Origin of the sequence: Methylobacterium gnaphalii, from assembly GCF_007992215.1 — a bacterium.
Taxonomy (GTDB): domain Bacteria; phylum Pseudomonadota; class Alphaproteobacteria; order Rhizobiales; family Beijerinckiaceae; genus Methylobacterium; species Methylobacterium gnaphalii.
In genome coordinates, this window is record NZ_BJZV01000060.1 from 1 (window position 1) to 10,436 (window position 10,436).

Annotated in this window: 11 protein-coding genes and 1 tRNA gene; 3 read left to right on the top strand and 9 right to left on the bottom strand. The window is 65.2% G+C overall.

All coding sequences use genetic code 11. The features are described from left to right. Both MGN01_RS22450 and MGN01_RS22455 read left to right on the top strand, forming a co-directional pair. Positions 1-382: DNA translocase FtsK (locus MGN01_RS22450; protein ID WP_280178567.1), on the top strand; the 382-nt coding region annotated here is incomplete at its 5' end. Positions 383-525: 143 nt separating this feature from the next. Then, positions 526-1,428, top strand: a complete 903-nt coding sequence (locus MGN01_RS22455; protein ID WP_147049023.1) for a LolA family protein — start codon at positions 526-528, stop codon at positions 1,426-1,428. Between the two features lie 7 nt (positions 1,429-1,435). Here MGN01_RS22455 and MGN01_RS22460 read toward each other — a convergent pair whose 3' ends face one another. Then, a complete protein-coding gene (locus tag MGN01_RS22460; protein WP_147049024.1) occupies positions 1,436-2,164 on the bottom strand; it encodes a lysophospholipid acyltransferase family protein in 729 nt (242 codons plus the stop codon). A gap of 135 nt (positions 2,165-2,299) precedes the next feature. Here MGN01_RS22460 and xth point away from each other — a divergent pair, with 135 nt between their 5' ends. Continuing rightward, positions 2,300-3,109 (top strand): exodeoxyribonuclease III, encoded by an 810-nt coding sequence (xth, locus tag MGN01_RS22465; protein WP_147049031.1) that lies wholly within the window; start codon positions 2,300-2,302, stop codon positions 3,107-3,109. On the opposite strand, the gene MGN01_RS22470 is transcribed toward xth, so the two are convergent. The 8 genes from MGN01_RS22470 to MGN01_RS22505 form a co-directional block, all read right to left on the bottom strand. Further along, positions 3,106-4,533 (bottom strand): amino acid permease, encoded by a 1,428-nt coding sequence (locus MGN01_RS22470; protein WP_147049032.1) that lies wholly within the window; start codon positions 4,531-4,533, stop codon positions 3,106-3,108. The two genes, xth and MGN01_RS22470, sit on opposite strands and share 4 nt — an antisense overlap. 84 nt (positions 4,534-4,617) lie before the next feature. Further along, positions 4,618-5,748: an aminotransferase class I/II-fold pyridoxal phosphate-dependent enzyme gene (locus tag MGN01_RS22475; protein ID WP_147049025.1), complete on the bottom strand. Its 1,131-nt coding sequence runs from the start codon at positions 5,746-5,748 to the stop codon at positions 4,618-4,620. A gap of 276 nt (positions 5,749-6,024) precedes the next feature. Then, positions 6,025-7,668, bottom strand: a complete 1,644-nt coding sequence (locus MGN01_RS22480; protein WP_147049026.1) for a B12-binding domain-containing radical SAM protein — start codon at positions 7,666-7,668, stop codon at positions 6,025-6,027. A gap of 205 nt (positions 7,669-7,873) precedes the next feature. After that, complete coding sequence (gene rplA, locus MGN01_RS22485; protein ID WP_147049027.1) at positions 7,874-8,572, bottom strand: 50S ribosomal protein L1; 699 nt, start codon at positions 8,570-8,572, stop codon at positions 7,874-7,876. Between the two features lie 11 nt (positions 8,573-8,583). Next, positions 8,584-9,033 carry a 50S ribosomal protein L11 gene (gene rplK / locus MGN01_RS22490; protein WP_147049028.1) on the bottom strand — a complete coding sequence of 150 codons (450 nt, stop codon included), beginning with the start codon at positions 9,031-9,033 and terminating at the stop codon, positions 8,584-8,586. A gap of 153 nt (positions 9,034-9,186) precedes the next feature. Then, positions 9,187-9,720 (bottom strand): transcription termination/antitermination protein NusG, encoded by a 534-nt coding sequence (nusG, locus tag MGN01_RS22495; RefSeq protein WP_147049029.1) that lies wholly within the window; start codon positions 9,718-9,720, stop codon positions 9,187-9,189. A gap of 54 nt (positions 9,721-9,774) precedes the next feature. Continuing rightward, the gene (gene secE, locus MGN01_RS22500; protein WP_147049030.1) at positions 9,775-10,077 is read right to left on the bottom strand and encodes a preprotein translocase subunit SecE; all 303 of its coding nucleotides are present in this window, start codon (positions 10,075-10,077) and stop codon (positions 9,775-9,777) included. A 157-nt stretch (positions 10,078-10,234) separates the two neighbouring features. Next, positions 10,235-10,311: transfer RNA gene (locus MGN01_RS22505), tRNA-Trp, on the bottom strand. Positions 10,312-10,436: the final 125 nt, after the last annotated feature.

Genomic DNA, 10,436 nt, shown 5'->3' on the forward strand with positions numbered 1-10,436 from the left:
GTCATACCTCGACGCGGTGACAGCGGACGATGGCGCGTCTGAGCCGGAGAAGCCTGCCAAGGGCTCACGCTCCAAGGCCGATAAGGACGAGGAATCTGACGAGGCCGACGCGCCGGTCTTCGACGTTGGTGCCTTTGTCGCCGCTCAGGGCGGAGATGCCTCCGATCTCTACGAGCAGGCTATCGCGGTCGTGCTTCGCGACAGGAAGGCCTCGACCTCCTACATCCAGCGCCGTCTGCAGATCGGCTACAACCGTGCAGCCTCCATCATGGAGCGAATGGAGATCGAGGGCATCGTCGGGCCAGCCAACCATGCCGGCAAGCGCGAGATCCTGGTCGACGGCGTGCCGATGCCGTCCTCCGGCTATGATGACGACGAATGAGGCCGCAACTTCGCCACAGGCGCGGGCTCTAACCATGGACGTCCCGGTGCTTCGCGCGCCGGGACATTCGGGGGACCGACACGGGTTCCGAACTTCTTCCTTTCGCGCCGAGTCCATCGGCAAGTCTCGGAGACCGCAACACGATGACTGGCCGCCGCACCCGCCTTGCCGCCGGTCCGCTGTTGCTTCTGGCCCTCGCGCTGCAGCCGCAGCCGGCTTCGGCGCAGCTTTCCAACTTCATCGACGGCCTGCTCGGCAACAAGGAGGAGAAGGCGCCTGCCGCTCCCGAGGCCGAGCCGCCCCAGGCTCCGGCCGCCAAGAAGACTGCGCCGAAGGCCGCCCCGGGCAAGGCTGCGAGCAGCGATAAACCTGCGCCTGCCAGACCGGCCGCCAAGCCCGCGGAATCCCAGGTTGCCGCTGTCGGGGCTCCGGGTGCCGGTGCGTCGACACAACGCGTCGAGCCTGAGGCTGTAGTTCAGCGCGCCAACGCCTACTTCAATAGCTTCCAGACGCTTACCGGCGGCTTCCTGCAGATCGGGCCGGACGGGCGCAAGATCGGCGGCAGGCTCTCGTTGGCCAAGCCGGGCCGCTTGCGCTTCGAATACGACCAGCCCTCACCGCTGGAAGTCATCGCGGATGGCACTTCGGTAGCCGTACGCGACCGCAGGCTGAACACGCAGGACCTCTACTTCATCTCGCAAACGCCGCTGAAATTCCTGATCCGCGACAAGATCGATCTTGCGCGCGACTTGTCGGTCACCGACGTCACCAACGATCCCGGTGGCATCCGCGTGTCGCTGGAGGACCGGTCGACGCTTGGTGGTACCTCGAAGATCCAGCTCTACTTCGACGCCGAGATGAAGACGCTCTCGCAGTGGCGGATCACCGACCCCCAGGGCTACCTCACCACTGTGCAGCTCTCGAACCTGCAGAAGGGCAAAGCCGTCGATCCGATCCTGTTCTTCATCGATTACGGCCGCGCCGAGGACAAGGCCGCACTTGAGCAGATGAAACAGCAGCGCAACCAGGCGAACGCGCAGGAATAGACATGTCTCAGCCCGCCTGCGGTGCGGGCTCACGCCAGCGATCAAGCTCCGTATCGATCGCGCCCTGCGTGCGGCGCATGAATTCCGCGCCGTTCAGTCCCGGCGCGAGCGTAGCGAGATAGCTCACCACCACTGTTCCCGGTCGATGACGCGAGCCGCCATGCGGCCAGTACAGGCCCGAATTCACGGCGACCGGCAGCACGGGCAGACCGAGCTTTGCATAGAGCAACTCGACCCCGCGCTTGAACTGCACCGGTTCGTCGATCGCGCCACGCGTGCCCTCCGGGAACATCAGGATCGAGCGGCCCTGCCCAATCGCGACGCGGCTCTCGTCGATCATGATCCGCAGCGCCTGGGTGCCGTTGGCCCGGTCGATAATGATCATCGGCGAGCGCTTGAGGAACCAGCCGACGATCGGAATGGCCACCAGTTCGCGCTTAGCAACGATCGCGACGTCGGGGACGAGCGTCAGGAAGGCCAGCGTCTCCCAGGCTGATTGATGGTTCGCCACGATCAGGCACGGCTCCGCCGGGATGCGCTCGCGGCTCTCCTCGACATAGGCGAGGCCGACGATGTGGCGCAGTCCGAACAGGATGCCCCGCGACCAGAGCCGAGTGAACGCCCGGATTGGGCGGCTGGGTGAGCCGAGCGTGGCCAGGACGACGAGAGGCAGCGCAAACAGGCTGGTCCATCCAGCCCAATAGAGGTTGAAGAGCGCCGAGCGGGTGGCTGACACGCGATATCCTTGCAAGAATGATTGCCGGCCGCCGTGGAGAGCAGAGCTCAAGCGGCATTTCAACGGCGACGAGCGTTCGAATCCGATCTATCGGTGACGCCCTTCGACGATGCCAACCCCATAGGGCCGGATCCGTTGCGCCTGACCGTCACCACCTGGAACATCAACTCGGTGCGGCTGCGCATCGACTCGGTACTGCGTTTTCTCGCTGCTGCGAAGCCCGACGTCCTCTGCCTGCAGGAGACGAAGTGTCCCGACGATGCCTTCCCGCTGAAGGCTTTGCGCGGCTCCGGTTACGAGAACGTCGAGTTCGCTGGGCAGAAGGGCTATAACGGCGTCGCGATCCTCTCCCGCTTCCCGCTGGTCACCCGCACTGTGATGCCGTTCTGCGAACGGCAGGATGCGCGCCACATCTCGGCGGTGCTCGGCCCCGAGGCGGGTAAGGCGGCGGGGATTGTGCTGCACGATTTTTACGTGCCAGCCGGGGGCGACATCCCGGATCGCGCGCTGAACCCAAAATTCGCGCACAAGCTCGATTTTCTGCAGGAGCTGCGCGCCTGGGGCAGCAAGCGCGTTACCGGGCCGGCAATCCTCGTAGGCGATCTGAACGTGGCGCCTCTCGAGCACGACGTTTGGTCTCACAAGCAGTTGCTCGACGTGGTGAGCCACACCCCCATCGAGACTGAGGCGTTCGAAACGCTGCGCGGCGAGGCAGAGTGGGTCGACACGGCGCGCCACCTCACGCCGGAGCCCGAAAAGATTTACACGTGGTGGAGCTATCGCTCGCCTGACTGGCAGGCCGCCAACAAAGGCCGCCGCCTCGATCACGCCTGGGTCTCCTCGGATCTCAAGGACACCGTGCGCAAGGTCGAGGTGTTTCGCGACGCCCGCGGCTGGGAGCGTCCCTCGGACCACGTGCCGGTCACGCTGACGCTCGAACTCTAAGCTGGTTCGGCCGGCATTGCCGTGAGCCGGCGGCGGCCGTAGCCGAAAAAGATTGCGAACCCGAGGCTGAGCCAGACCATAAGCCGGATCCAGGTATCGCCGGGCAGCCCCGCCATCAGGGCGAGACAGCCAAGAATGCCGAGAACCGGCAGCAGGCTGCCGCCCGGGACGCGAAACGGACGAGCTCGCTCTGGCTCCGTCCGACGCAGGATCAGCACGGCGCTGCAGACCAGGATGAAGGCGAATAGCGTGCCGATGCTCACGAGTTCGCCCAGGATGTCGATTGGCACGAAGGCGGCGACAGCTGCGGTCAGCAGGCCGATCGTGCCCTGGCCGAAGCGCGGGACGCGCGTAGCCGGATCGAGCCGCGCAAAGACCTCGGGCAACAGCCGGTCGCGGGCCATCGCGTAGAAGATGCGGCCCTGCCCGTAGAGGGCGGTGAGGCAGGACGTCGTCAGCCCGACAAGTGCACCGAGCTTGATGATGAGCGAGAAGCCGCCGAGGCCGAGCGCGTCGACAGCCTTGGCGATCGGATCGGGCACGTTCAACAATTGGTAGGGCACCAGCCCCGTCAGCACGGCGGCGACGGCAACATAGAGAATTGTGCTGACGATCAGGGCTCCGATCAGGCCGATCGGTGCATCGCGCTGTGGATCGCGGGTCTCAGCGACGGCGCAGGACACGGTTTCGAAGCCGATATAGGCGAAGAAGACCACGCCCGCGCCACGCAAGATTCCGCTCCAGCCAAAGGCGCCGAAGCTTCCCTGGTTTGGCGGCACCAGGGGTGACCACAGCTCGGGCTTTACGTGGAGAGCACCGACGAGCACGAAGGCAAGGATAATCGCGATCTTCAACGCGACCAGGATCGCGTTGCTCAAGGCTGCATCCCGCGCGCCGCGCATGAGAAGCAGAGTCAGTCCGAGGGTGATCGCGGCCGCGGGCAGGTTGACAATCCCGCCGCTGCCGGGCGCGGCCGCGAGAAGGGCCGGCAACCTCAATCCGAAATCAGCAGCAAGGCTCTGCGCGTAGCCGGACCATCCGACTGCGACGGTGGCAGCCGCCATGGCGAATTCGAGAACGAGGTCCCAGCCGATGATCCAGGCGGCGAGGCTGCCGAGCGTCGCGTAGGTATAGGTGTAGGTCGAGCCGGGCGCCGGGATCATCGCGGCGAGCTCGGCGTAGCACACCAACCCGCTGGCGAACCCGGCGAGGACGAAGGAGAACGCGAGGCCCGGTCCGGCGAACTGCGCCGCCGCAGTCCCGGTGAGGACGAAGATGCCGGCGCCGATCGTGGCACCGACACCGATGCAGACCAGGCTGAAAGCCGACAGCGTTCTGGCGAGGCTGGGAGTAGCGTCTCCGGAATCCTGCTGCGCCAGGATCGTTGCGATGGACTTCCGGGTGGCGAGGGCGGAGGTGAGCAAGAGTGGGGCTTCCAGCGAGCGATTGGCGAGGTCGAAGTCTGACCGCATCCGCTTCGCAATGCGCCTGCCATCGTCAGCGTGAGGCTACGTCGTCATCCCCGGATGAAGTTCCAAGAGGGCTTCGGCAAGGCCGTCGACCTGCGCCTCACTCTGCGCAGCTGAGAAGGCGACGCGCAGCCGCGCGGTGCCGGCGGGGACAGTCGGCGGACGAATCGCCACCACTAGGAAGCCTCTCGCTTCCAGGGCTTTCGAAAGGGCAAGCGCGGTCTCCGCTTCGCCCACCACGATCGGGACGATGGGGCTCTGTGCCTGGGGAAGCCCGAGCCGGGCTGTGAAGCGCCGGGCCAGGGCCAGCGGTCGGGCGGCGCGTTCCGGTTCGGTCTCGACGATGTCGAGAGCGGCGAGCGCAGCAGCGGCGGAGGCAGGCGGGAGGCCGGTGGTGTAGACGAAGGAGCGGGCGCGGTTCGTCAGCAGGTCGATCACCGCCTGCGAGGCGCAGAGATAGCCTCCATAGGCGCCGAGCGTCTTCGAGAGCGTGCCCATCTCAAGAGGTGCCTGGGCGCCGGTCTCGACGACGCCGAGCCCATGGGCGTCGTCGACGAGCACCCAAGCGTCATGCTTTTCGGCCAGTGCCATCATCTCGGCGAGCGGCGCGCGGTCGCCATCCATACTGAAGACCCGCTCCGTGAGGATCATCGCGCGCTGCGCCTTGCCGCGATGCTTGGCCAACAAGGTCTCAAGATGCCCGAGGTCGTTGTGGCGGAAGCGCAGCATCTCGGCGCCCGACAGCCTGCCGCCCGAGAACAGGCACGAATGGCCGAGCGCATCGACGAGGATCAGGTCGCCGGTGCCGGCGAGCGCCGAGACGATGCCAAGATTGGCGAGGTAGCCGCTGCCAAAGACGAGCGCCGCTTCCGTGCCCTTGTGGGCGGCGAGCCGTTCCTCCAGTGCCACGAGAGCCGGGTGGTTCCCGGTCACGAGCCGCGAGGCCCCTGCTCCGGTGCCCCAGCGCGTCTGCGCTGCATTAGCGGCCGCGATCACGCGCAGATCTTGGCTCAGTCCGAGATAGTCGTTGCATGAGAACGAGACGAGGCTGCGACCGTCCCGCGCCGCCCTCGCCTCGGGCCCGCGCTCGGTCGAGACGAGCCGGCGGCGCAGGGAGGCGGCGTCGAGTTTCGCGAGTGCGTCGCAGGCGAAGGCGTCGAGGCTGGACATCAGGCCTCAAGCCATCCGCGTGGCGGATGAGTCAAGGCCCGCTGGTTCGGGCAGCTTCGACCTCCTCTATCAAGGGAGGACTTCCCAGTACGATGCCTTGGACGCCAAGCCGCGCAAGTGCAGCCTCGGCGTGCTTCCAGCTCTCCAAGCGGAGTGCGCGTTTCGGCCAGTACGGTTACGGCCGACGCTTACCTCGTAATGCAGCTCTGCCGGGTACCGGCTGGCTTCCGGCTGCCGGTAAAGGTGACCGATGACGCTTGTTGGAGTGCCTTCAGCCTATGCCGCCTCGCGTTCCGGTATGAAGCGACGGCGAGCATTAGCCCAGAAGCCCCGCTCAAGCGCGGCCTCGGCCTCGGCGGCCTTGGCCGCATAGAACGAGGCGTTGTGCTCTCCGCGCAAGGCCTCACGGGTGAAGCGGATCAGGTGGTGAGCCACGAAGCCCATGTTGAACACCGCCTCGATCTGCCCGCGCTTCAGTGCGTAGCCGGCCGCCTTCCAGAAGGGCTTGCGGTAATCGGAGAACAGGCCGACGCGCGTGATGATGTTGAAGCCGAGGATCAGTCCGCGGCGCAGGTTCGTGAAGGTCACCTTGCCGGCGGCCGGCGTCTTGATCCGGTGCGGATAGGTGGTCTCGCACTGGTGCTTGAATCGCTCGAACAGCCGCTCAGGCGTGTAGGCGTGGGCGATGGCCCGGCGCCAGCTCGACACCACGGTGTCGTGCGGTCGCGTGAACAGCACGTTGGATTCGAGACTAGCGTCGTGAACGAGGCGTCCTTCGCGCTCGAGCCGATCCCACAGCGGGGTCTTGGGCAGTGCCTGGAGCAGATTGATCGTCAGCACGGGGATCGCCGACTTGTCGATGAAGTCGATCAGGTTCTGCTCGGATTTATCGGTATCCGAGTCGAGGCCGAGGATGATTCCGGAGGTGACTTCGAGCCCGTAGGAGTTCAGGGTTTCGATCGCCTCGTACATCGGTACGGCGGCATTGTGGGTCTTGTCGATGCCCTTGAGTGCGTCCGCCTCTGGCGTCTCGATACCGACGAACACCGTCATGAAATTAGCTTGGCGCATCAGCTCGAGGATCTCGGGCTGCTTGGCCATGTTCAGAGTCGCTTCGCAGGCGAACTGGAGCGGGTAGTTGTTCTTCTTTTGCCACTCGACGAGCACCGGCAGCATGTCCCGCGTCGCCTTGCGGTTGCCGATGAAATTGTCGTCGACAAAGTAGACCACGGCTGGGTGGCCGGGCTGCGAAACGATGGCGTCCAACTCCGAGCAGAGCTGCTCCGGGCTCTTCAGGCGAGGCTGGCGTCCGTAGAGCTGCGGAATATCGCAGAATTCGCAGCGATAAGGGCAGCCGGACGAAAACTGGAGAGAGCCGATCAGGTAGCGCTTCAGCGGCACGGCCTCGTATGCCGGAGCCGGGAAGTCCGACAGGCCGAGGCGGTCTTTGGTTTCGAGCACGACTTGTGCGGCGGGTCGCGCGCAGCTCTCGTCGAGAATCGCGATCAAGCGGTCAGTGGCATCGCCGATCTCGCCGCAATGCAAGTAGTCGAAGTCCGGGTACTTCTCGGGTGCACCAGAGACCGAGGGTCCGCCGAGCACCGCGACCTTGCCCGCAGCGTGAGCGCGACGCCGGATGTCGTGGATCTGGCCTTCCTGAATGTGCATCCCCGAGACGAACACCGCGTCCGCCCAGGCGAATTCCTCAGGCGTCGTGGCCTTGATGTTTTCGTCGATGAAACGGCATTCCCAGGTCTCCGGCATATAGGCCGCAATGACCAGGAGCCCCTGGGGCGGCATGAACGCCTTGACCCCGCCCATCAGAGGATAGGCGTGGGAGAAAGTGCCGAAGGACGGCGTGTAGGCCGGGAAGACGCAGAGGATGCGTCGCTTCGATGAGACGGTCAGAGAGCATCGCATGCGAGGCTATTTAACACAGCCGTGGGCGCTGGCTGCCCCTTATCGCAAGGATTTTGCAAAGTTGCGGCGCAACGTCGCCGCCTGGCCGAGCTTGCGAACTCCGTTTCGCGATCCTGGGATGTTGGCTTCGGGATGGTGCGCTCAAACGGAAACGCCCGACCTCGCGAGAGGCCGGGCGCTATCCTAGTGTCGGTGATGGTCCAGATCAGGCGGTGAGCACGGAGGCCGGCTCGACCTTCACACCCGGGCCCATCGTCGACGTGACGGCGATGCGCTGGATGTAGGTGCCCTTGGAGCCGGACGGCTTCGCCTTCGACACGGCGTCGGCGAACGCCTTGATGTTCTCGACGAGCTTCTGCTCATCGAAGGACACCTTGCCGATTCCGGCGTGGACGATACCGGCCTTCTCGACGCGAAACTCCACCGCGCCGCCCTTGGCAGCGGCGACGGCGCCCTTCACATCCATGGTCACCGTTCCGACCTTCGGGTTCGGCATCAGGCCGCGCGGGCCCAGCACCTTACCGAGACGGCCGACGAGCGGCATCAGGTCCGGGGTCGCGATGCAGCGATCGAATTCAATCTTGCCGCCCTGGACGATCTCCAGGAGATCTTCCGCGCCGACGATGTCGGCACCGGCGGCCTTGGCGTCGTCCGCCTTGGCGCCGCGGGCGAAGACTGCCACGCGAACCGTACGACCGGAGCCGTTCGGCAGATTGCAGACGCCGCGGACCATCTGGTCGGCGTGGCGCGGGTCGACGCCGAGGTTCATCGAGATTTCGACGGTCTCGTCGAACTTGGCGGTCGCCTTCGACTTCACGAGCTTGATCGCTTCATCGATGGTGTAGAGCTTGGTCGGCTCGATGCCCTCACGGGCGGAGCGGATGCGCTTTCCTTCGCGTGCCATTTCGCCCTCCCTTACGCGACGACTTCGAGGCCCATGGCCCGGGCGGAGCCGCGGATCATGGCAACGGCGGACTCGACGGAGTCGCAGTTGAGGTCGGGCATCTTCTTCTCGGCGATCTCGCGAAGCTGAGCCTCGGTGATCTTGCCGACGGTGGCACCCTTGCCGGGGGTCTTCGAGCCGGAGGCCGGCTTCTTGCCGAGCTTCAGGCCGACGGCCTTCTTCAGGAAGAAGGTAACCGGAGGCTGCTTCATCTCGAAGGTGAAGGAACGATCCTGATACGCGGTGATGATCACCGGGATCGGAGTGCCCTTCTCCATCTGCTGGGTCTTCGCGTTGAAGGCCTTGCAGAATTCCATGATGTTGAGGCCGCGCTGACCGAGCGCGGGACCGATTGGCGGCGACGGATTGGCGGCGCCGGCCGGGACCTGAAGCTTCACGTAGCCCGTGATCTTCTTCGCCATGGGGACTGCTCCCAATGTTTGCCCGCCGTCGGGCTGCCTAAGCCTTCGACGGAGCGAGCGGTTGCAGGTCGCGGTGCGATCTGGTGCTCCCGGCGGCGAACCGGGCAGATCTCCCGCGAATGATGGGCTGGCGGCGGACCGCCTGCCCTACGATCAGGCCTTCTCGACCTGTCCGTATTCGAGCTCGACCGGGGTGGCGCGACCGAAAATCGACACTGCCACCTTGAGGCGCGAGCGGGCATCGTCGATCTCCTCGACGGTACCGTTGAAGCTTGCGAAGGGACCGTCCGCCACGCGCACGGTCTCGCCGATCTCGAAGGACACCGAGTGCTTCGGACGGTCGACGCCCTCCTGGACCTGGCCCTTGATGCGCTCCGCTTCCGCATCCGGAATGGGAACGGGCTTTGACTTGTCGGCTCCGAGGAAGCCGGTGACCTTCGGCGTGTTCTTGATGAGGTGGTAGACCTCATCGGTCAGGTCGCATTTCACGAGCACGTAGCCCGGGAAGAACTTGCGCTCTGCGTCAACCTTACGGCCGCGGCGCACCTCGGTGACCTTCTCGGTCGGCACCATGACCTCATCGAACAGGTCCGTAAGTCCGCGCTGGGCCGCCTGATCCTTGATGGACTGGGCAACCTTGTTCTCGAAATTCGAGTAGGCGTGGACGATGTACCAGCGCTTCGACACGGTCGCGTTCAACTCCTCAAACAATCGTCGGCGCGGGTGACGCGCCCGAAACAATCAGCCTGCGATCCCGAGGATCAACCCGACAGCCCAGCGAAGCGCCTGGTCGACGACGGTGAAGAAGATACTCGCGATCACCACCATGACGAACACCATGATGGTGGTCACCGTGGTCTCCTTACGGGTCGGCCAAGTGACCTTGCGGCCCTCGTCGCGGACCTGGTTCAGGAACTCCAGCGGTCCGACGCGCTTGGCGGCCGGACGTGCTGCCGGCGCAGAGCGCGCCGTCGTCGGGGCTGCCGGGCCACGTGCGGCTCCCCTGGCGGGGTCCGCTTTCTTCGTCGCTTCGTTCGATGCCATGGCCACGTAAACCGGAAATTCCGAGAGAAGGCGGGGCCGAGCACGAGGCCCAAGCCCTAACCGCGATAGCGCAGACGACGATCTCGGAGTGCGCTCGCTCTAGCGCAAGTGCTCCGGCTTGTCGACCATGAACGGAAGAGGCTGAACATCACCGAACTGGCAGGAGTGGAGGGACTCGAACCCGCAACCTCCGGTTTTGGAGACCGGCGCTCTGACCAGTTGAGCTACACTCCTACGGCGCCTCGGCGCGGCGACGTCAATGCCGCAAGGGCGTTCCGGATGCAAGGGGGTGGCAGCCCTTCCAAATACAAACGGACCGATCCGGAGATCGGCCCGTCACAAGCGTGGCTTTTGAGCCG

Bases quoted from the DNA above. Each gene is read 5' to 3' on its own strand.
- MGN01_RS22455 (WP_147049023.1), top strand. From the start codon at position 526: ATGACTGGCCGCCGCACCCGCCTTGCCGCCGGTCCGCTGTTGCTTCTG.
- MGN01_RS22475 (WP_147049025.1), bottom strand. From the start codon at position 5,748: ATGTCCAGCCTCGACGCCTTCGCCTGCGACGCACTCGCGAAACTCGAC.
- MGN01_RS22480 (WP_147049026.1), bottom strand. From the start codon at position 7,668: ATGCGATGCTCTCTGACCGTCTCATCGAAGCGACGCATCCTCTGCGTC.
- rplA (WP_147049027.1), bottom strand. From the start codon at position 8,572: ATGGCACGCGAAGGAAAGCGCATCCGCTCCGCCCGTGAGGGCATCGAG.
- rplK (WP_147049028.1), bottom strand. From the start codon at position 9,033: ATGGCGAAGAAGATCACGGGCTACGTGAAGCTTCAGGTCCCGGCCGGC.
- secE (WP_147049030.1), bottom strand. From the start codon at position 10,077: ATGGCATCGAACGAAGCGACGAAGAAAGCGGACCCCGCCAGGGGAGCC.